Origin of the sequence: Streptomyces anulatus, from assembly GCF_014650675.1 — a bacterium.
Taxonomy (GTDB): domain Bacteria; phylum Actinomycetota; class Actinomycetes; order Streptomycetales; family Streptomycetaceae; genus Streptomyces; species Streptomyces anulatus.
In genome coordinates this window covers 164,344-185,452 of record NZ_BMVK01000005.1, presented here as the reverse complement: position 1 = coordinate 185,452, position 21,109 = coordinate 164,344, and the positions used below count along the sequence as shown (strand labels likewise).

Annotated in this window: 18 protein-coding genes; 4 read left to right on the top strand and 14 right to left on the bottom strand. The window is 70.5% G+C overall.

All coding sequences use genetic code 11. The features are described 5' to 3' along the window. Window positions 1-59: 59 nt before the first annotated feature. Window positions 60-2,774, bottom strand: coding sequence for an aconitate hydratase AcnA (gene acnA, locus IE272_RS14990; protein ID WP_050357131.1), 2,715 nt, complete (start codon window positions 2,772-2,774; stop codon window positions 60-62). Between the two features lie 326 nt (window positions 2,775-3,100). Here acnA and IE272_RS14985 point away from each other — a divergent pair, with 326 nt between their 5' ends. Further along, on the top strand, window positions 3,101-3,829 hold the full coding sequence (locus IE272_RS14985; protein ID WP_098891273.1) for an alpha/beta fold hydrolase: 729 nt from the start codon (window positions 3,101-3,103) through the stop codon (window positions 3,827-3,829). A gap of 100 nt (window positions 3,830-3,929) precedes the next feature. Here IE272_RS14985 and IE272_RS14980 read toward each other — a convergent pair whose 3' ends face one another. Further along, complete coding sequence (locus IE272_RS14980) at window positions 3,930-4,364, bottom strand: VOC family protein (protein ID WP_032791567.1); 435 nt, start codon at window positions 4,362-4,364, stop codon at window positions 3,930-3,932. Between the two features lie 268 nt (window positions 4,365-4,632). Between IE272_RS14980 and IE272_RS14975 the strand changes: the two genes are divergently transcribed. Both IE272_RS14975 and IE272_RS14970 read left to right on the top strand, forming a co-directional pair. Further along, complete coding sequence (locus IE272_RS14975) at window positions 4,633-5,073, top strand: RidA family protein (RefSeq protein WP_056698464.1); 441 nt, start codon at window positions 4,633-4,635, stop codon at window positions 5,071-5,073. Between the two features lie 197 nt (window positions 5,074-5,270). Then, window positions 5,271-6,800, top strand: a complete 1,530-nt coding sequence (locus tag IE272_RS14970; protein ID WP_007450457.1) for a helix-turn-helix domain-containing protein — start codon at window positions 5,271-5,273, stop codon at window positions 6,798-6,800. 119 nt (window positions 6,801-6,919) lie between these two features. On the opposite strand, the gene IE272_RS14965 is transcribed toward IE272_RS14970, so the two are convergent. The 12 genes from IE272_RS14965 to IE272_RS39100 form a co-directional block, all read right to left on the bottom strand. After that, window positions 6,920-7,474: a hypothetical protein gene (locus IE272_RS14965; protein WP_190007056.1), complete on the bottom strand. Its 555-nt coding sequence runs from the start codon at window positions 7,472-7,474 to the stop codon at window positions 6,920-6,922. 118 nt (window positions 7,475-7,592) lie between these two features. Further along, a complete protein-coding gene (locus tag IE272_RS14960) occupies window positions 7,593-9,380 on the bottom strand; it encodes a carbamoyltransferase family protein (protein WP_190007055.1) in 1,788 nt (595 codons plus the stop codon). Window positions 9,381-9,402: 22 nt separating this feature from the next. Continuing rightward, window positions 9,403-10,632, bottom strand: a complete 1,230-nt coding sequence (locus IE272_RS14955; RefSeq protein ID WP_190007054.1) for a class I SAM-dependent methyltransferase — start codon at window positions 10,630-10,632, stop codon at window positions 9,403-9,405. A gap of 61 nt (window positions 10,633-10,693) precedes the next feature. Further along, window positions 10,694-11,470, bottom strand: coding sequence for a class I SAM-dependent methyltransferase (locus IE272_RS14950; RefSeq protein WP_050357116.1), 777 nt, complete (start codon window positions 11,468-11,470; stop codon window positions 10,694-10,696). A gap of 39 nt (window positions 11,471-11,509) precedes the next feature. Continuing rightward, window positions 11,510-12,478, bottom strand: coding sequence for an NAD-dependent epimerase/dehydratase family protein (locus IE272_RS14945; RefSeq protein WP_050357795.1), 969 nt, complete (start codon window positions 12,476-12,478; stop codon window positions 11,510-11,512). 16 nt (window positions 12,479-12,494) lie between these two features. Beyond that, window positions 12,495-13,424, bottom strand: coding sequence for a glucose-1-phosphate thymidylyltransferase RfbA (gene rfbA / locus IE272_RS14940; protein ID WP_190007053.1), 930 nt, complete (start codon window positions 13,422-13,424; stop codon window positions 12,495-12,497). Then, entirely contained in the window at window positions 13,421-14,062 is a 642-nt protein-coding gene (locus tag IE272_RS14935) for a dTDP-4-dehydrorhamnose 3,5-epimerase family protein (RefSeq protein WP_050357115.1), read from the bottom strand. Before IE272_RS14935 ends, rfbA begins: the two co-directional genes overlap by 4 nt. Window positions 14,063-14,247: 185 nt before the next feature. After that, complete coding sequence (locus IE272_RS14930; RefSeq protein WP_056698513.1) at window positions 14,248-15,405, bottom strand: nucleotide disphospho-sugar-binding domain-containing protein; 1,158 nt, start codon at window positions 15,403-15,405, stop codon at window positions 14,248-14,250. 90 nt (window positions 15,406-15,495) lie between these two features. Continuing rightward, window positions 15,496-16,629 carry a nucleotide disphospho-sugar-binding domain-containing protein gene (locus IE272_RS14925; RefSeq protein ID WP_190007052.1) on the bottom strand — a complete coding sequence of 378 codons (1,134 nt, stop codon included), beginning with the start codon at window positions 16,627-16,629 and terminating at the stop codon, window positions 15,496-15,498. A gap of 13 nt (window positions 16,630-16,642) precedes the next feature. Beyond that, window positions 16,643-17,830, bottom strand: coding sequence for a cytochrome P450 (locus IE272_RS14920; RefSeq protein WP_057666442.1), 1,188 nt, complete (start codon window positions 17,828-17,830; stop codon window positions 16,643-16,645). 66 nt (window positions 17,831-17,896) lie between these two features. Then, entirely contained in the window at window positions 17,897-19,102 is a 1,206-nt protein-coding gene (locus tag IE272_RS14915) for a nucleotide disphospho-sugar-binding domain-containing protein (protein WP_190007051.1), read from the bottom strand. A gap of 58 nt (window positions 19,103-19,160) precedes the next feature. Beyond that, the gene (locus tag IE272_RS39100; protein WP_057666438.1) at window positions 19,161-20,405 is read right to left on the bottom strand and encodes a nucleotide disphospho-sugar-binding domain-containing protein; all 1,245 of its coding nucleotides are present in this window, start codon (window positions 20,403-20,405) and stop codon (window positions 19,161-19,163) included. 91 nt (window positions 20,406-20,496) lie between these two features. On the opposite strand from IE272_RS39100, the gene IE272_RS14905 reads away from it, so the two are divergent. Next, a complete protein-coding gene (locus IE272_RS14905; protein ID WP_050357109.1) occupies window positions 20,497-21,087 on the top strand; it encodes a TetR/AcrR family transcriptional regulator in 591 nt (196 codons plus the stop codon). Window positions 21,088-21,109 lie beyond the last annotated feature (22 nt).

Here is a 21,109-nt window from a genome sequence, read left to right as displayed (position 1 = left end):
GGAAGGGCCGCACCCCGGGGGAACCCGGGATGCGGCCCTCACCGCTCGGTCCGGTCCGCCTACTTGCGGATCAGGCTGCGGAGCACGTACTGCAGGATGCCGCCGTTGCGGTAGTAGTCCGCCTCGCCGGGGGTGTCGATGCGCACGACGCCGTCGAACTCCACACCGGTGTCGGTGGTGACCTTGACCGTGCGCGGGGTGGTGCCGTTGTTCAGCTCGGTGACGCCGGTGAAGGAGAAGGTCTCCTCGCCGGTGAGGCCGAGGGTCTCGGCGGTCTGGCCCTCGGGGAACTGGAGCGGGAGGACGCCCATGCCGATGAGGTTCGAGCGGTGGATGCGCTCGTAGGACTCGGCGATGACGGCCTTGACGCCGAGGAGCGCGGTGCCCTTGGCGGCCCAGTCGCGGGACGAGCCGGAGCCGTACTCCTTGCCCGCGAGGATCGCGAGGGGGGTGCCGGCGGCCTGGTAGTTCTGCGAGGCGTCGTAGATGAACGACACCGGGCCGTCGCCCTGCGTGAAGTCGCGGGTGTAGCCGCCCTCGGTGCCCGGCGCGATCTGGTTGCGCAGGCGGATGTTGGCGAACGTGCCGCGGATCATGACCTCGTGGTTACCGCGGCGCGAGCCGTAGGAGTTGAAGTCACGGCGCTCGATGCCGTGCTCCGTGAGGTACTTGCCGGCCGGGGTGTCGGCCTTGATGGCGCCGGCCGGGGAGATGTGGTCGGTGGTGACCGAGTCGCCGAGCTTGGCGAGCACCCGGGCGCCGGTGATGTCCTCGACCGGGGTCGTCTCCATGGTCATGCCCTCGAAGTACGGGGGCTTGCGCACGTAGGTGGACTCGGAGTCCCACTCGAAGGTGTTGCCGGTCGGGATCGGCAGCGCCTGCCACTGGGCGTCGCCCGCGAAGACGTCCTGGTAGGACTTGTTGAACATGTCCTCGCCGATGGCGTTCGCCACGACGTCGTTGACCTCGGCCTCGGAGGGCCAGATGTCGGTCAGGTAGACCGGCTTGCCGTCCTGATCGACGCCGAGGGCGTCCTTGGTGATGTCGACCTTCATCGAACCGGCGATGGCGTACGCGACGACCAGCGGCGGGGACGCCAGGTAGTTCATCTTGACGTCGGGGTTGATCCGGCCCTCGAAGTTACGGTTGCCGGAGAGCACCGAGGTGACCGCGAGGTCGTTCTCGTTGACCGCCTTGGAGACCTCCTCCGGCAGCGGGCCGGAGTTGCCGATGCAGGTGGTGCAGCCGTAGCCGACGAGGTTGAAGCCGACCTTGTCGAGGTACGGGGTCAGACCCGCCTTGTCGAAGTAGTCGGTGACGACCTTCGAGCCCGGGGCGAGGGTGGTCTTGACCCACGGCTTGCGGGTCAGGCCCTTCTCGACCGCCTTCTTCGCCACGAGCGCGGCGGCGACCATGACGTAGGGGTTCGAGGTGTTGGTGCAGGAGGTGATCGCGGCGACGGTGACGGCGCCGTGGTCGATCTCGTACGTCGAACCGTCGGGGGCCGTGACCGTGGTCGGCTTCGACGGGACGCCGTTGGAGGACGCCGGGGAGTCGGAGGCCGGGAAGGACTCCTTGCCCGCCTCCTCGTCGTCGGAGACGTAGTTGCGGACGTCGCGGGCGAACTGCTCCTTGGCGTTCGCGAGGACGATGCGGTCCTGCGGGCGCTTCGGGCCGGCGATGGAGGGGACGACCGTGGAGAGGTCGAGCTCCAGCTTCTCGGAGAAGTCCGGCTCGGCGGCCGGGTCCAGCCAGAGGCCCTGCTCCTTGGCGTACGCCTCGACGAGGGCGACCTGCTGGGCGTCGCGGCCGGTCAGACGCAGGTAGTTCAGCGTCTCGTCGTCGATCGGGAAGATCGCGGCGGTGGAGCCGAACTCGGGCGACATGTTGCCGATGGTGGCGCGGTTGGCGAGCGAGGTGGCGGCGACGCCCTCACCGTAGAACTCGACGAACTTGCCGACGACGCCGTGCTTGCGGAGCATCTCGGTGATGGTCAGCACGAGGTCGGTGGCGGTGGTGCCGGCCGGGAGCTCGCCGGTCAGCTTGAAGCCGACGACGCGCGGGATGAGCATGGAGACCGGCTGGCCGAGCATCGCGGCCTCGGCCTCGATGCCGCCGACGCCCCAGCCCAGCACGCCGAGGCCGTTGACCATGGTGGTGTGCGAGTCGGTGCCGACGAGGGTGTCGGGGTACGCCTGGCCGTTGCGGACCATGACCGTACGCGCCAGGTGCTCGATGTTCACCTGGTGGACGATGCCGGTGCCCGGGGGGACGACCTTGAACTCGTCGAAGGCGGTCTGGCCCCAGCGCAGGAACTGGTAGCGCTCCTTGTTGCGGCCGTACTCCAGCTCGACGTTCTGGCCGAAGGCTTCCTTGGTGCCGAACTTGTCGGCGATGACGGAGTGGTCGATGACCAGCTCGGCCGGGGCCAGCGGGTTGATCTTCGCCGGGTCCCCGCCGAGCTCCTTGACGGCCTCACGCATGGTGGCGAGGTCCACGACACACGGCACGCCGGTGAAGTCCTGCATGATCACGCGGGCCGGCGTGAACTGGATCTCCTGGCTGGGCTGCGCCTGGGAGTCCCAGCCGCCGATGGCCCGGATGTGGTCGGCGGTGATGTTCGCGCCGTCCTCGGTACGGAGCAGGTTCTCCAGCAGGACCTTCAGGCTGTACGGGAGGCGCGCGGAGCCCTCTACCTTGTCCAGCTTGAAGATCTCGTACGACTCGTCGCCCACGCGCAGCGTGCTGCGGGCGTCGAAGCTGTTCGCCGACACGACAGTCTCCTTCTTCAATGTGCGCGTATCTCCGCGCCGCGCCTCCTTGGCAGTCGGCGCCGCGTTTTGCCGTCTACGGCCCCGACCATCCGCTAAGGTAAGGATTAGTTAGGTAACCCTTACCGGGCGGCGGCTGCGGTGCGCCTCGGCAGATATCTCGATGTCGAGATAACTCTAGTACATAGCCGCCGCTCGGTCATGCCCAGGTGCCCCACCACACCACCGGACGCGCCGGACCGCCTCGATCCGACGGGGGACCGCGCGGGTAGAGTCCGAGTGAGGACGACATCACCGGGGGGGCGATGACGACAGCAGATGCGTCACCCATGGCCGCGGATGCGCTGCCCATGGTCTTCGTGCACGGGACACGCTTCAGCGCGGGACAGTGGAGCACCCAGCTCGCCGCGCTCCGGAACGAATTCCCGGTGGCCGCCGTCGACCTTCCGGGCCACGGGGAGCGCTCTGACCAGCCCTGGAGCCTGAGCTCCGCAACCGAGATCATCGCCTCGGCGGTGGACTCGCTCGGCCGCGGCCCGGCCCTGGTCGTCGGGCACTCACTCGGCGGATACGTCGCGCTGGATTTCGCGCGGCGCCGACCCGAGCAGCTCCGCGGACTGGTCCTCGCCGGCGCCAGCGCCGCCACCCGCGGCGCGTGGACGATGCCGTACCGGTGGGTCGCCGGGCTGGTGCCCCGCATACCGGCGGAGCGGCTGACCCGGTGGAACGACCGGTTGCTGCTGCGGCACTATCCGCCGGACGTGGTGGAGGCGACCATCCGCTCCGGCTACGCCTTCCACACCCTGCCGGCCGCCTGGGGCGAGGTACTGGGACGCTTCGACGCGGGCGCGATGCGCCACGTGGCGGCTCCGGCACTGATCCTCAACGGCGAGAAGGACAGCCTCTTCCGGTCCGGCGAGGCGGACTTCGCCCGCGCGCACCCGCATGCTCGTGTCGAACTGATCCCGAGGGCAGGACATCTCGCGAACTTCGACGCGCCGGACGCCTTCACCGATGCCGTACGCCGCTTCGCACGGCAGCTCACGGCGGGCCGCTGAGCACCGCTCACACCGCGCCCGCACGCAGAACGGGCTTTTCGGAACGGCCGGCCCGCAGGCCCTGCCTCGCGGGGACAGGGCCCGAGGGGGCCCGAGGGTGTCAGTCGAGGCAGAACTCGTTGCCCTCGATGTCCTGCATCACGAGGCAGGACTCGTTCTCCTCATCGGCGAGCAGCAGGCGCTGCCGCACCGCGCCGAGCGGGATCAGCCGCGCGCATTCGGCCTCCAGCGCGGCGAGGCGCTCCTCCCCCACGAGTCCGGTGCCGACCCGCACGCACAGATGCACCCGGTTCTTGACGACCTTGCCCTCGGGAACGCGCTGGAAGTACATGCGCGGGCCCACACCCGAGGGGTCCTGGCAGACGAACCCCGCGTCCCGCTTCTCGGGCGGCAACGAGAGGTCGTAATCGCCCCACGTGGCGAACCCCTCGGGCGGCGGCGGTACGACGTACCCCAACACCTCGCACCAGAAATACGCGACGCGTGTGGGCGACGCGCAGTCGAAGGTGATCTGAACCTGCCTGATCGAAGCCATCGGGCCACCCTAGTGGCGCACCTGTTCGGCGGTCCTCCGATTTTCGTCGGCGCGGAGCGGGCGATGGCCGGGTAGGGGACCGGTCGGGAAAATAGGGAAGCGGAACGTGAAGTGCGCTGAAAGGATGGCGCATTCCGGGGTCGGCCGACCCGGCGCAGTACACACGGCCCGGTCGCCGGAACCTGCCATCCAACCCCGGCCACCCGAACCCGCCATCCGGCCCGCCGGCCCGCCGGCACGCACCCCAGCACCAGGAGACACACCCACCGTGACCCGCACCAGCGCCGTTTCGCTGATCCGTTCCCGCTCCCTCTCCGACGTGGCCGAATACGCCTATGCGGCCACCGCACCAGCGGAGTCCCGGCTGATCTTCCTCGCCGGTTCGTGTCCGCTCGACGAGCACGGCAACACCGTGGCCGTGGGGGACTTCGCGGGCCAGGCGGCGAAGGCCGTGGAGAACCTCCGGACCGCGCTGGCCGACGCGGGCGCTTCGATCGAGGACGTCATCAGCACACGAGTCCTCGTGGCGTCGGCCCGGCAGGAGGATCTCGTGGCCGCCTGGGGGGTGGTCCGGGACTCGTTCGGCGAGCACGACGTGCCGAGCACCCTGATGGGCGTCACCGTGCTCGGCTACGCGGACCAGCTCGTCGAGATCGAAGCCGTGGCCGCCGTTCTCGACGCCCCGACGGCCGGCGCCCCGTCGGCGTAAGGCGGGGTGAAACTCCGCACCACCGTGCCTCCGCGCCTCCGCGCCTCCGTGCCCCGTACGGACGCGCGGAGCGCGCCCTTCGGTCCCGCGCGGGCGACGATGGGGAGACCCGGCGCATGCGGGGCCGGTACACACCCGTCACTCGAACGGCACACCCTCACATCATCCTCATCTCATATCTGAGATAACCTGCCGTCATGTCAGACGACTACCTCGTACGCATCGGCAAGCTCATCCGTGACGCCCGTCAGCACCGGGGCTGGACACAGACGCAGCTGGCCGAGGCGCTCGCCACGAGCCAGAGCGCCGTCAACCGCATCGAGCGCGGCAACCAGAACATCAGCCTTGAGATGATCGCCCGCATCGGTGAAGCCCTCGACAGCGAGATCGTGTCGCTCGGTTACGCCGGGCCCATGCATCTGCGGGTCGTCGGCGGCCGCCGGCTCTCCGGCGCCATCGACGTCAAGACCAGCAAGAACGCCTGCGTCGCGCTGCTGTGCGCCTCGCTCCTCAACAAGGGGCGCACGGTCCTGCGCCGGGTGGCCAGGATCGAGGAGGTGTTCCGGCTCCTGGAGGTGCTGAACTCCATCGGAGTACGCACCCGCTGGGTCAACGACGGCGTGGACCTGGAGATCGTGCCGCCCGCGCAGCTGGACCTGGAGGCGATCGACGCCGACGCCGCGCGCCGCACCCGCTCGATCATCATGTTCCTGGGCCCGCTGCTGCACCGGATGGAACAGTTCACCCTGCCGTACGCGGGCGGCTGCGACCTCGGCACCCGGACCATCGAGCCGCACATGATCGCGCTGCGCCGGTTCGGCCTGGAGATCGCCGCCACGGAGGGTCTGTACCACGCGCAGGTGGACCGCTCCGTCTCCCCGGGCCGGCCCATCGTGCTGACCGAGCGCGGCGACACCGTGACCGAGAACGCCCTGCTGGCCGCCGCCCGCCACGACGGCACGACGGTCATCCGCAACGCCTCGTCCAACTACATGGTCCAGGACCTGTGCTTCTTCCTGGAGGCGCTGGGCGTACGGGTCGACGGGGTCGGCACGACGACGCTCACCGTGCACGGGGTCCCGCAGATCGACGTGGACGTGGACTACTCCCCCTCCGAGGACCCGGTCGAGGCGATGAGCCTGCTGGCCGCCGCGGTGGTGACCGAGTCCGAACTCACCATCCGCCGGGTGCCGATCGAGTTCCTGGAGATCGAGCTCGCGGTCCTGGAGGAGATGGGCGTCGACTGCGACCGCACCCCGGAGTACGCCGCCGACAACGCGCGTACCCGCCTGGTGGACCTGACCGTGCGGCCCTCCAAGCTGGAAGCCCCGATCGACAAGATCCACCCGATGCCGTTCCCCGGCCTCAACATCGACAACGTCCCGTTCTTCGCGGCGATCGCCGCCGCCGCGCACGGCCAGACCCTGATCCACGACTGGGTCTACGACAACCGTGCGATCTACCTCACCGATCTCAACCGCCTCGGCGGCCGCCTCCAACTCCTCGACCCCCACCGGGTCCTGGTCGAGGGCCCGACCCGCTGGCGCGCCGCCGAGATGATGTGCCCGCCAGCACTGCGGCCCGCCGTGGTGGTGCTGCTGGCGATGATGGCGGCGGAAGGCACCTCCGTACTCCGCAACGTCTATGTGATCAACCGCGGTTACGAGGAGCTGGCCGAGCGGCTCAACTCGGTGGGCGCGCAGATCGAGATCTTCAGGGACATCTGACATCCGAGTGCCGCCGCTCCCCGTCCGGCCTGCCGCTCAGGGGGTCGGGGTGGGGTGCGGCGGCGTCTCCGGGACACGACCGGTCGCCGACGCTCCGCTCGCCGGTGGACCCGTTGAGTTCATCGCGTTCGCAGCCTGCGGTTTCGGGCTCGGTCCTTCGCGACGTTCCGGATCTTCTTTCTGCTGCCCGACCCGGCGAGCAGGGCGAGTACCTCCGGCGAGGTCGACTCGTGGGCGAGGAGGCGCTGCATCCAGTCCGTGACCTCCGCCAGCTCGGCGGGGGTCGGCACGTGGCCGTCCTCGATGGACAGGTGGAACAGCCAGTCGTGGACGCGGCGGCGGATGAACGCGCGGTACCCCTCCGCCCTGAGCCGGTCGGTCTCCGACAGCAGTCCGGCCGACCACTGCCGGAACTCGGCAGGACCGGTCGCCTTCCTCGCGATGCCGTCCACGAGGGCGACCACCGCCGTCTTGGACACCATCTCGTCGGGGTCGCGCAGGATCGTGGCCACGATCGCGCGGTCCCGGTCGCGGCTCCGTGAGGAGGCGGTCACCAGGGCGATGCGTCGGTACGCGGACGAGCGCACATGCTCGTCCGCTACGGCGTCGTCGACGTCCACGTCGAGGATGGCGGCCCCCGCGAGCAGCTCGGACACATCGGAACGCAAGGTCATCGCGTCGTTCCTTCCCGTGGATTCGGTGCTCGGGCGGCGAAAGTACCCCGGCGGGAAACACGAAGAGCGGCCCGCCGGGGTTCCCGGCGGGCCGCTTTTCGGATGGTGCGGGTCGGTGTCAGTTCTTGGAGACCACGAAGTCCCCGATGACCAGATGATCGATGTCCGTGCCGAGGAAGCACGCGACGGCGTCCTCGGGTGAGCAGACGATCGGCTCACCCGCCACGTTGAAGGACGTGTTCACCAGACACGGCACCCCGGTCCGCGCGGTGAACTCCGACAGCAGCTCCGCCAGGAGCGGATTGCCCTCCTCCGTGACGGTCTGGATGCGGGAGGTGGCGTCCACGTGGGTGGCCGCCGCGATCTTCTCGGTGTATTCCGGACGGACCGGGAAGACGAAGGTCATGTACGGGGACCGGTCCTTCTTGCCCAGTTCGAAGACCTTCGCGGCGTCCCGTTCCAGCACGATCGGCGCGAAGGGCCGGAACGGCTCCCGGTGCTTGACCCGGTTGTTGATGACGTCCTTCATGTCGGCGTGGCTGGGGTCGGCGAGGATGCTGCGGTTGCCGAGCGCCCTGGGCCCGAACTCCGTGCGGCCCTGGAACCAGCCGACGACCTTCTTGGCGGACAGCAGGTCCGTGGTCCTGCGGGCCACCTCGGCGGTCGGTATCTCCTCCCAGACGAGTGCCGGTTCGTGCCGCTGGAGGACCTTCCTGATCTCGTCGGCGTCGTACGCGGGGCCGGTGTAGGGCGCCAGCGCGGCGGTGACGGGTTCGGGCTGCTCGAACGCGACGTGTGCGGCGGCGCCGATCGAGACGCCGGGGTCACTCGCTCCGAAGCTCACCTCCATCCGCTCGAACGGCGTCTCCTCCAGCAGCTTGGTGTTGTTGACGCAGTTGAGCGCCAGGCCTCCCTCGAAGATCAGGTCCCGCAGGTCGGTCGCCCCGGCGAGCGCCCGCAACTGGTGGGCGGTGACCGTCTCGACCATCTGCTGGGCCGCGCAGGCCAGGCGCACCCGGTAGTCGAAGGTGTGGCGGGTGGCGTCGTCGCCCCCGAACAGCTCGTCGAGCAGGCCGTCGTAGGCGCGCGGTCCACGCCGGTCGTGGGCCAGACGCAGGCTGTAGCGGCCGCCCTCCTCCAGGGTGACGACCTCACCGAGCAGGGGGTTCTTCGCGGGGGCCTCGCCGAATCCGGCCAGCCCCATCACCTTGTACTCGTCGTTGTTGGGGACGAATCCCAGGTAGCGGGTGATCGCGCCGAAGAGCTGGGCGATCGAATGGCCGGCGTCGATGGTGAACCGGTCGAAGACCTCGACCTTGCCGTTCCGGACCTCGCCCATGATGGCGCTGTTCCGTTCGGCCGTTCCGTCGTTCACGAGGAACGCGGCGTCCGCGGCCCCCGAGAACAGCCGGCCGCACGCCAGGTGGGCGTGGTGGTGCGGCACGGTGACGAGTTTGGCGTCCGGCAGGGCGTAGCCGGTGGACCGGGTGAAGTCCTCCACCAGCGCGCTGCGGCCGATCGCCCCCAGGTAGAGCTCGCCGAAGGTGGTGAGGGTCCGGAGCCGGGCCTCGGCCGGTTCCGGGGAGCCGGCGACGCCGGTCACCACGGCGTCCGCGTACTCCTCGTCGTGGTTCCAGCCGAAGGCGAACCGGTCCACGTCGTCGATGTCGAGACCGGCCTGGTCGAGGCACCAGCGGATGGCCAGCGCCGGGAAGGCGCTGGTCTTCTTCTGCCGGTTGAGGCGCTCCTCCTCCACGGCGGCCACCAGTCGGCCGTCGACGAAGAGGCAGGCCGCGGCGTCATGGCCGATGAGGTTGTGCCGGTCGACGCTCTCGGGGGTGTGGCCGTACAGCCGGCCGAAGAGTTCCGCCACCCGCGAGAAGCCGTTGTATCCAAGAACGATCATCGCACTTCCTTGTGAACGTGGCTCATACGATGGTCAGGTCCGGCAGCGGGAAGACCAGCTTGCCGCCGTTCTCGGTGAACTCCTGTTCCCGCTCGATGAATCCCTCGCGGTAGATCCAGGGCAGCACCAGCAGTTGATCGGGCCGGTGCGCCTTGGCCTCCTCCTCGGAGACGATCGGAATCGCGGTGCCGGGTGTGAAGCCGCCCCACTTCTCCGGGCTGACCTCGCCGATGCACGGCAGGTCCGCCTCGGTGAGCCCGCAGAACTGGAGGATGACGTTGCCCTTGGTGGAGGCCCCGTAGCCCAGGGTGGTGAGGCCATCGCGGCGGGAGCGGTCCAGGAAGTCCCGCAGCTGGTCACGCGAGGTGAGCGAGCGCGTGGCGAAGGCTTCGAAGGGGGCCGCGGTGCCCAGTCCGAGGGCTGCCTCGTGGGCCCTGATGCGGGCGAGGCCGGCCTCGTCCACCCGGTGCCGGCTGGACCGTTTGGCCAGCACTACGCAGAGGCTGCCGCCGTACACGTCGGTGAGTTCGGCCTTGATGGCCCGCAGTCCGACGCGCTCCGCCATCCACTCGATCTGCTGGAGGGCGTAGTACTCCAGGTGTTCGTGGCAGATCACGTCGTACGCCGCCGCCTGGAGCATGGCCGGGAGGTAGCTCTGCTCCATCAGCCAGACGCCGTCCTCGTCCAGGATGTCGTGCACGTCCTGCATGAACTCCAGGGGGCGCGGCAGGTCGTAGAACATCGCCACGGAGGTGACGATCTTGGCGCGGCGGGAGCCGAACCGTTCCTCGACGAGCTTGCGCGAGAAGAAGTCGGGCAGCAGCTCGGCGCCCGGCGGGTAGTGCGAGCGGAACTTCTCGCCGGTCGGGTCGACGCCGACGAGGGTGGGGCCCTCCGCGTAGCCGCGCAGCAGCGTGGCGTCGTTGCTCCCGATGTCGACGATCAGATCCCCGGGGCCCGGCTGCATCAGGGCGGTGAGGTCGGCGACCTTGCCGTGCAGGTGGTTGCGCATGAACTCGCGGATCCCGGAGCGGTATCCGTACCCCTCGCCGTACATGAGCGACAGGTCGGCCGTGTGGCGCAGTTGCACCAGGCCGCAGCCGCCGGGTGAGCACCGCACCAGGTCGAGGGGGACCTGGGGCACGTCCTCGTCCCGGCTCCGCGGGAAGACCCCGGTCAGCGCCTGCGGGCCCAGGTCCAGCACCGGAAGCAGTTCGCTGTTGCCGCAGGCGCGGCACTCCTCAATGATCATTCCTTCTCCAAGTCGGGCTCAGGCAGCGGGGACCGGCGGCGGGATCGGCTGACGCCGGACGTCAGTTCTCGCCCCACACCAGGTAGATGATCGGGGACTCGCGGTGGGGCAACTGATGGAGTTTGACGCTGCCCAGGTCCAGGAACTCGGTCAGCGCCTTGGTCTCGCCCGGCCACTTGGGGTGGGCCAGCTCGTCGAAGGCGATGATGCTGCCCTTGGCCAGGTGCGGGCGCAGCGCGTGCAGCGTCTCCAGGGTCGGTTCGTACAGGTCGAGGTCGATGTAGGCGAGCGCGACGACCGTCTCGGGGTTCTCCTGGAGGTACTGCGGGACCGTCTTTCGTACGTCGCCCTGGACGACGAAGCTGCGCTGGGTGTGGCCGTACGGTTCGTTCGCCTCGTGGGCCGCCAGCACCTGGCGCAGGTGGTCGACCTCGTCCTCGGGGACGGCGAACCGGCCGGCGACCGCGCTGGGGGTGGCCCGGTCGATCTCGGAGACGTCCGGGAAGCCGGTGAAGGTGTCGAACCCGATGACGCGGCGCAGCGAGTTGTAGGGCTCGTAGATGCTGCGCAGTGCGGTGAAGGCGGCCAGGTGCCGTCCGTGCAGTACGCCGAACTCCATGATGACGCCCGGCACTTCGACGATGCGCCGGTACAGCGCGTCCATGGCCAGCAGGTCCGCCAGCTGGGGGCGGCGCAGATAGACGGGCAGGTTGTCGATCAGGTATTCGGTCGGGATCGGTGTCCTGGCCAGCAGTTCGGTCAGCCGCAACCGTGAGTCGCGCTCCCCCTGCGACTCGTGCGGCACGGTGCGCGGGTCCTTGTACTCGATGTCCGTCATCTCTTCCTCTCTCGGGTATGGGCAGGACGGCGACGGCCGTCAGCGGCTGGTCTCCCCCGCGTCCCACATGTCGCGCAGCGACTGCTTCAGCGGGACGAGGGGGCTCCAGCCGAGCAGTGCGCGGGCCCGGCCGATGTCGGCCTGGATCCAGTCGGCGCCCAGGCTGCGCAGCTGCCCGGTGGATTCGCGGACTCCCGAGTCGGGCAGGCCGGCCGCCGCCAGGGCGTGTCCGACCAGCTCCCGCATGGACACGCAGACGCCGCTGCCGATGTTGAAGGCGTGCCCGCTCACCGGCCGTCGCGCCGCGAGGACCGCGGCCTCGGCGATGTCCCGGACGTCGATCCAGTCGCGCATCGCACCGCCCACGGTGATCGCCGGCGGCTCACCGGCGGCAGCGGCGGCGCGCAGGGTGGGCAGGAGCTTCCCGGCGAACCCCGCCGGCGTGGGATACGGCCCGCAGGTGTTGACGAGCCGGAGCACCACCGCGCTCACGGCTCCCGAGCGCGCCGCGTCCAGGACGGCCCGGGAGCCGGCCAGTTTCGCCCGTGCGTAGGCGTTGACGGGCGCGGGTTCGACGTCCTCGTGCAGCGGGACGCCGCTGTCGCCGGGACCGTACTCGTGGATGGTCCCGATGTGGACGAGCCGGGGTGCGCGCGCCGCGCCCGTCAGGGCGTCGACGAGTCTGCGGGAGAGCCCCTCGTTGGCGTCGAGCAGTTCGACGGCGCGTGCCTCGCCGCCGTCGGCGACGCCGGTCGTGTCGGTCGCGCCCGCCATGTCGGTGGCGTTGACGACGACATCGGCGCGTTCGTCGTCGAACAGCGCGCGCAGCACGGGCGGCCCGGCCGTCCGGAGGTCGAGCGAGCGGTGCGGGTGGGGCGTCACCCGGGGGGCGTGGCGGCGCGCCACCGTGACGACCCGGTACCCCCGGCCGGCGAAGGCGGCGCAGATGTGCCGCCCGATGCATCCGGTGCCGCCCAGGACGACGACGGTGGGGGCGTCGCCGGTCACTTCGGCCGCCCCCCGGTCATCGGGGTCCGGCACTGGTGGGCGTGGCGAAGGGTTCTGCATGGTTCCTCCGGGACGGGACGCGGTCCGCGCCGACGAGGTCGAGGAGGTAGTCCCCGTACTCGCCGGCCTGTTCGTGGGCGAGCAGCCGGCACTCCTCGGCGTCGATGAAGCCCTTGCGGTACGCCACCTCCTCGACGCAGCCGATCCTGACCCCCTGGCGCTGTTCGAGGATCTGTACGTACTGACCGGCCTCCAGCAGGGAGTCGTGGGTGCCCATGTCGAGCCAGACGAAACCCCGTCCGAGCTCGGCCAGATGCGCCCTGCCCTGTTCCAGGTAGATCCGGTTGATGTCCGTGATCTCCAGCTCGCCGCGCTCCGAGGGCACCAGGTCCTGGGCCATCCGGACGACGTCGTTGTCGTACATGTAGAGGCCGGTGACCGCGATGTTGGAGCGGGGCTCGCCCGGCTTCTCCGCCAGGCCCACGAGCCGGCGGTCGGCGTCCAGTTCGGCGATGCCGTACCGCCAGGGGTCCTGCACGGGGTAGCCGAACAGCGCGCAGCCGTCCAGTTGCTCCACCGTCCTGCGCAGCAGGTCGGAGAACTTGTACCCGTGGAAGACGTTGTCGCCGAGGATGAGGGCGACCTGGTCGTCCCCGATGTGGTCGGCGCCCAGCAGGAACGCCTCGGCGATGCCGTTGGGTTCTTTCTGCTCGGCGTAGTCGATGCGCACGCCGAGGCTCGATCCGTCACCGAGAAGCCGTCGGAACATATCCAGGTGACCGGGTGCGGAGATCAGGAGAATGTCCCGGATTCCGGCGAGCATGAGCACCGAAAGCGGGTAGTAGATCATCGGCTTGTTGTAGACGGGGAGAATCTGCTTGGAGACCACCCCGGTCAGTGGCTTGAGCCGCGTTCCGCTGCCGCCGGCGAGAATGATTCCCTTCATGCCGTACGTCCCGTCGCCCTCGGCTCCGCACCGGCGCCGGCGCTCAGCGCGGCCTCCAGTTTCAGGCTGTGCTCGTAGGACGGCAGCAGACCGCGCCCGGCCGCCTCTTCGAGGGTGAGGGCGCGGGTGTCGCGCTCGGAGAGCAACGGCTCGATGTCCTCGGGGATCGGCAGGCCGAGGGCCGGGTCGAGGGGCGACAGCGCCAGCTCGTTGTCCGCCACGTACGGCGTCGAGGTGAGGTACGACATCACCGTGTGGTCGGTGAGCGCGACGAACGCGTGCCCGACGCCCACCGGCAGGTAGACGGCGCGGAGTTCCTCCGGGTCCAGGAGGACCGCGTCCCAGCGCCCGTAGGTGGGCGAGCCGGTCCTGATGTCCACGACGATGTCGAGCGATCGGCCACTGGCGCAGTACACGTACTTGGCGGCGCCGGGGGGCGCCCCGGTGTAGTGGATGCCCCGGACGACTCCGCGCCGGGACACGCTGTGATTGCTCTGGGCGACCGGGAAGAACGGTGCGCCGTTCGCTGTCTCGAAGACAGACTGCTGGAATGGGGTGGCAAACACCCCGCGGTCGTCGGAGAACGCCCGCGGAGTGAATTCTATGGCGCCTTCCACAGCGAGCTTTCGCGCTTTCATGCGTCCCTCCTGAACGTGACGGGCGCGGAAATTCAATTCACAGGAATGCGATGCTACGGAAATCTATCTTCGTATTCCTGGAGGGGTCAATACGATTCTTGCAAGGATTCACTCAGAGAATCGGTGCGGAAAGTCCGAGGAATGTCAGACGATCTACAAGCGACCGGGTCCCGGCGGCGTCCGCTTCAGACGCGGGCCAACTTCTCCAGGACGGCGACCAGATCGTGCGGTGTGGGCATGGCCTCGATCTCGGCCCGCAGCTCCCCGGCGCGCGCGGCGTGACCCCGGTCCGACAGCACCTGGCGGGCGGCCTCGCCCACGGCGCCCGGCCGGTCGTCACCGGTCGGCAGGGTGACCGCCGCACCGTACGCGGCGAGCAGGCGGGCCGCGTCGGCGAGCATGTCGGCCCCGGGGACGACGACCTGGGGGACGCCGGCGCACATCCCGGTCAGGCTGGTGACTCCGCCGCCGTGGTGGACGAGCAGGTCGCAGGTGGGCGCGACCACGTCCAGCGGCATCCAGCCGACCTGCAGTCGGCCGACGTCCCGGCACTCGGACCGCACGTCGTCGATCAGCGCCTGCGGTGCGGCGACCAGCACTTCGGCGTCGAGCGGGGCGAGCTCGCGGACCGTCCTGGTGAGGAACGAGAAGAGTCCGTGCCCGCCGGCGCGGGTCACCTGGCTGCCCGCGGTGACACAGATGCGCCGGTGCTCGCCCCGGGTGTACATCCAGGGTTCGAGCACCCGGTGCAGATTGCCCAGCACGAACCGCATCGGTTCGGCGGGGGCCGCCTCCCGGGGCCGCAGCCCGGGCGGGCAGACGTCGATGAACAGGTCGGGCCCGGGAAGCACGTCCAGCCCCAGCAGGGCCAGTTCGGGGGCCAGTTCCCGGCTCGCGCCGGGGTGCACACGGCGGGCGTCTATCGCGTCCCAGGCGAGCCGGACGTACGGAACGCCGAGATGGCGCGCCAGCAGTGCGGCCGCGTAGGTGCTCGTGCCGCCCACGACGAGGTCCGGGCGCCACCGTGCCGTGAAGTCCCGCAGCAGCGGCAGGCTCTCCGCCGCCATTCTGCCGAACCAGCGACCGGTGAACTCGGCCTGTTCGGCGACCGGCCTGCCGAGCGGCAGATCGACCGGCCGCCCCTGCCGGTCGTGCGAGATGAAGTGCCGCAACGGGCTTTCGGTGACCGGCACCGCCGGCAGCGCCGACGCGGTGATCGCAGGCATGACCTCGTGGTTGGCGGCCATGAACACCTGGTGTCCGGCGGCACGCACGGCAGTGGCGAGCGGGGCCAGGGCGAAGACGGTGGCCTGCCCTCCACCGGTGACGAAGAGTACGCGCATCCTGCTCTCCTCATGAGGCGGTCGGTTCGTGGAGCGGTCGGACGGGGAACGGCCCGGCGGAGAAGGGCCGGACGGCGGAGCGCCCGGGGTTCACGCCAGGGAGGTCACGAGGTCGAGGACCTCGACCGGCGCCGGCATCCCGTCGATCTCCCGGGCGAGATCGCCCGCACGCTCCGCGTAGGAGGGCTTGTGGAGCAACTCCTCCAGCGCGTCGGCGACCCTGTCCTCGGTCGCTTCGTCGGGCAGCAGGCTGATCCCGCACCCGTACGCGGCCACCAGCCGGGAGGACTCCCGGACCTTCGCCTCCTGCGGCAACAGCAGTTGGGGGACGTGGGAGAGCGCGGCGGTCAGCCCGGTGAGGCCGCCCGCGTGGTGCACGACCAGTGCGCAGGTCGGCATCACCACGTCCAGCGGGAACCAGCCGGCCCTGATGTCGCCGAACTCCGCGCGGAGCGCGTCGGCCGTCTCCTGCGGTGCGGGGACGACGACCTCGGCCCCCAGCGCCCGCAGGTGCTTCACCATGGAGCGGATCAGCTCGAAGTTGTTGTCGCGGGCGGCCATGCTGCCGCCCGTGACGCAGACCCTGCGCCGCTCGCCGGGGGTGTACATCCAGGGCTCGGTGGTGCACTGGGAGTTGACCGGGATGTAGCGGATCTGCTGGGCGGGAGCGGCGTCGGCCTGGCGGATCGAGGGCGGGCAGTTGTCGATGAGCATGGCCGGGGGCGGTATCCGGTCGAGGCCGAGCCGGCCCAGTTCCGGGGCGAGTTCGGCCTCGCTGCCGATGTGGATACCCCGAGTGTCGAGGGCCGTCCAGGTGTGCCGCACCCATGGCACGGACAGCTCGTGGGCCAGCAGGGCCGCCGCGTAGGCGTGGGGGCCGCCGATCACCACGTCCGGCCGCCAGGCCGCCGCGACCTCGCGGAGCGTGACCAGGCTCTCGGCCGCCACGCGTCCGAACCAGCGGCCGGTGTACCGGATGAACTCGGGATGGTCCACGTCGTCCGGGACGTGCTCGCGTTCGCCGGAGCGCCGGGTCGCCTTGAGGTCGGCGAGCGGGGTGGTCGTCGCGGCGAGCGCGGGAAGCCCGACGCCGGTCACGACGGAGGTCCGCTCCCGTACGGTCGACATGAAGACCTGGTGTCCCGCGTCGCGGGCCGCGAGGGCGAGCGGCGCGAGGGCGAAGACGTTGGACGGGGTGGGCCCCGTGACGAACAGCAGCCTCATCTGTTTCTCGCTCTCAGGTCAGCAGGTGCAGCTGTTCCACACCCATCACGTTGGCGCCGGGCATGAACACGGGGTCGCGGTCCGGGTCGCGGCGGAGTCCGGGGTAGCGGTCGAAGAGGATGTCCAGGGCGAGTCGTCCTTCGAGCCGTGCCAGCGGGGCGCCCATGCAGAAGTGCGAGCCCCGGCCGAACGCCAGGTGGGCGTTGGCCCGGCGGTCGATGTCGAAGGTGTGCGGGTCGCCGAACTGCCGTGTGTCGCGGCTGGCGACGGCCGTCCAGACCATCACCACCTGCCGGGCGGCGATCTCGGCGTCGCCGATGCGGGTCGCTTTGGTGGTCACCCGGCGGAGCGACGCGAGGGGGCTGAAGAGCCGCAGGGACTCCTCGATCGCCGACGGGATCCGCTCGCGGTCCTCGCGTACGGTCTTCATCGCCTGCGGGTGGGCGTCCAGGCACAGGATGGTGTTGCCCAGCAGCATCGTGGTGGTGATGTGACCGGCCACCAGCAGGACGAAGGCGAAGTTGACCACTTCGGCGGTGCTGAGCCGCTGGCCGTCGACCTCGGCCTCGACGAGGCGGCCCAGCAGGTCCTCCCGGGGCGTCACCCGCCGGCTCTCGACGTGCTCGCGCAGATAGCCGGAGAGGTTCTCGATCTGTTCGAACGTCAGCGCCCGCTGGGCGCGCAGTTCGGGGGTGTCCTCGCCGGTGGAGAAGCTCTGGTTGTTGGCCAGCAGCTTGGAGACCCATTCGCGGAACAGATGGCGGTCCGAGCTGGGTACGCCGAGCAGTTCGGCGATGACGATGACGGGCAGGGGGTGGGCCAGCTCCTCCACCAGGTCGAAGGAGCTGCCCGGCTCGGTCCCGTCGAGGAGTTCGAGGGTCAGTTCCTTGATGCGCGGTTCGAGGGCGGCGACCATGCCCCGGGTGAACACCCCGCTGACGATCTTGCGCAGCTTGGTGTGGTCGGGCGGGTCCATCGTCGTCAGGTTTCCGGGGAAGATCTGGCGCTTGCCCTCGGGTGCGAGGACGCTCAGATCGGAGGAGAAGGTCTCCGGGTCGCCGAGCGCCTGGAGCGACTCGTCCCATCCGTAGATGTTCCACAGGCCCTTCGCCTCGTCGTGGACGACCCTGCCGGGCGGCTCCTCGCCGCGCATCCAGAACTGGTCCTGGTGGAAGGTCCATGGCGTGCCGGTCGCGGTCATCGTCGTGCCTTTCGCTCGGTGTGTACCGGTGGGCCCGGGTGGGGGCCGCGCCGGTGCGGTGCGGGGTCAGAAGGAGGCCGGGGACGCCTTCCCGGCGAGCCGTTCCAGTGCGGGGACCACCTCCGCGGGGCTGGGCATGCGCTCCATGTCGGCACGCAGCCGGGACGCCCCGGCGGCGTACGAGGGGTCGTCCAGCAGCAGCGACAGGGACGCGCGCAGTACGGCGGGGTCGTCCTGCTCGGCGACCGTGGCCAGGCTGACTCCGGCCCCGCAGGCCGCGAGCCGCTCGCCGTGCGCGAAGCAGTCGGCCATCTGCGGCAGGGCCAGTTGGGGTACCCCGTGCAGGGTGGCGGTCATGGTGGTGGCCGATCCGCCGTGGGTGACGATCGCGTCGCAGGAGCCGAGCACCGCGTGCAGCGGGAAGGGGTCCAGCATCCGCACCCGGGCCGGTACGGGTCCCACCGCGGCCCGGTGTTCGGCGCCGACGGTGGCGATCAGTTCGACGTCCGGCACTCCCGCCAGGGCGTGCAGCAGGGCCCTGACGAACGGGACGCCGTGGTAGGCGAGGGTCCGCCGGCCCAGGGAGACCACCACCCGCCGGGTGGTGGTGCGCGGGGCGCCCCACTCCGCGCGCACCCAGTCGGGCATCGCCCCGCTGCCGTTGAAGGGCACGTACCGCACCGGGGTCCCCGGCCGTATCCCGGGCAGTTGGAGAGCGGCGGGGCACGGGTCGAGCACAACCGCGGGGTCCGGGAGGGTATCCAGACCCAGCGTCCGGCAGAAGTCGGCCAGTTCCTCGCGGGCGGCGGGGATCCGGGGGGTGCCGACGGGGTCGACTCCCCAGCGGTGGTGGACTACCGGGATCCCCAGGGCGCCGCCGATGACGAGGCCGCTGTAGTCCAGCGGGTCGGAGAGGACGAGGTCGGGCCGGTAGTCGCGGGCGAAGGCGAGATACTCCCCCGCCATGGCCCGCGCCCGCTCGATCCAGACGCCGCCGAAGCCGCCCTTGACGGGGGGCGCGGTGCCGGGGGCGCTGCCGGGGCGGCTCTCCAGCGGACGCTTGCCGGGGGCCAGGGAGTTCAGCACCAGCTGTTCGGTGTCGAACGGTTCGCCGAACGCGACCATGCTCAGCCCCGTGGTCCTGGCGGACTCGGCGCTGTCGGGCTGGCCGGCGACCAGCACTTCGTGGCCCGCGGCGCGCAGCGCCCAGGCGACCGGTGCCAGGGGCGGCAGATGGCTCGGATCGGGAGTGGTCATCACCAGGACGCGCATGGCGGGGTTCCTTGTGTCGTCGACGGGTGCCGGGCGGGCAGCGGGGGCGTGCGGATGTTCAGCCGACGAGCCCGGACAGGACGGACACGAGGTCGGCGGGGGTGGGCAGGGACTCCATCTCGTCCCTCAGAGCGCGGGCGGAGGCCCGGTGGGCCGGGTCGCCGAGCAGCCGGGTGACGGCCCCGTGGACGGCCGCCGCGTCCGCTTCGGCGTTGACCAGGGAGCGGGCGGCGCCCGCGGCGGCGACCCGGTCGGCGATCACTTCCTGGTCGGATCCGGCGTGGATCGCCAACTGCGGGATGCCCGCTGCCAGTCCGGTCATGGTGCAGCCCGCTCCGCCGTGGTGGACGACCAGGTCGCACTCCGGGAGCAGCAGGCTGAGCGGAGTGCGTTCCAGCAGCCGGACGTGCGGCGGCAGCGCGGGTCCGCTCTCCACCCGGGCGCGGTCGTCGCCGGTGAGGGTGAGCAGCACCTCGGCGTCGATGTCGGACAGGGCCTCGACGACGCGGGGCACGGCGAACGACGCGGGTCCGTGCACCCCGCTGACGGAGGTGCCCCAGACGACGCACACCCGGGGCCGGCCGTCCTCGCGGGGGGACTGCCGGGGCGGGACGGCCCCCGGTCCGTTGTACGGCAGGTGCCTCACCGGAATCCGTTCGGCCTTCAGCGGCGGCTGTACGGAGATCGGCGACGGGTCGATGACGTGGGTGTAGACGTCGGCGTCCATCGGTCCCGCGCCGTGCCGCTCGAAGGCCCCGACCGGGTCCATCGGGACGAAGCTCGATCCGGGCGGGGCTCCGGGCACCGGGTCCTGGGGTCCGCACGGCCCCCACAGGTGCAGCAGGGCGGGGATCTTCAGCGCCCCTGAGACCAGGGGGCCCTCCAGGCTCATCAGGTCGTGCACGACCAGGTCGGGCCGCCATCCGCGCGCGAAGTCCACGGCCGCATCGGCGCTGCGGTTGACGACCCCGACCGCCCAGTCGCGGTTCCTGGCCGACCACTCCGCCATGTCGAACTCGTCGAGGGAGCGCAGCGGTTCGCCGGTGAGCGGGTGCGGGGGCGGGGTGGCGAACGGCCAGGTCCCCACCTCGGCCTTGCGATAGTTGTGCAGCCGGCCCCGGACGGTCATGTCCATCGCTTCGAGCAGCGGCACCGGCATGAGCCCCGCGTGGGTCACCGGTCCGGTCTGGCACGGTGTGCAGACCACCTTCACCTGGTGTCCGGCCGCCTGGAGCGCCCAGCCGAGAGGCACCATGGAGTACCAGTGACCGGGCCAGTTGGAGACCGTGAACAGAACGCGCATCGGGGTCCTTTCAGGTGGGGACCGTAGACTCGACCGGGTGGCCGCTTACCGGCCGACAGGTAGGTGGGACGAGCGACCGAGGAGTGAGCGCGTGGCCGAGAACGGTGCCCGGAAGAGCCGCGGGGAGACCCGTCGGCGCATCCAGGAGGTGGCCCTCGACCTCTTCGCCGAGCAGGGTTACGAGAAGACCTCCCTGCGGGAGATCGCCGAGGTGCTCCAGGTCACCAAGCCCGCGATCTACTACCACTTCCAGTCGAAGGAGGAGATCCTCCTCAGCATCTTCCAGAACCTGGGACGCCCGGTGGCCGACGCCATCGCGTGGGGCGAGGTGCAGCCCAGGACCCTGGAGACCAAGCGGGAGCTGCTGCGCCGGTACGGGGCCGCGCTGGACGCCACGGTGCCGCTGTTCCGGTTCATGCAGGAGAACGAGGCGACGCTCCGCGATCTGGAGGTGGGGCGGGAGTTCAAGGACCAGATGACCGCCATCGGCGAACTCCTCAGCGATCCGGGCTCCTCACTCGTGGAGCAGCTGCAGTGCATGGGCGCGCTGCTCACCCTGCATTTCGGCACCTTCGCGCTGCCGCACTTCGAGGGTTCCGACGAGGAGAAGCGCGAGGCGCTGCTCTCCATCGCGACGGAGATGGTGGAGCGGGCTCACGGCCCGCGGGAGCCGCAGGGCTGAGCCGGGGCGACGGCCTCGGCGA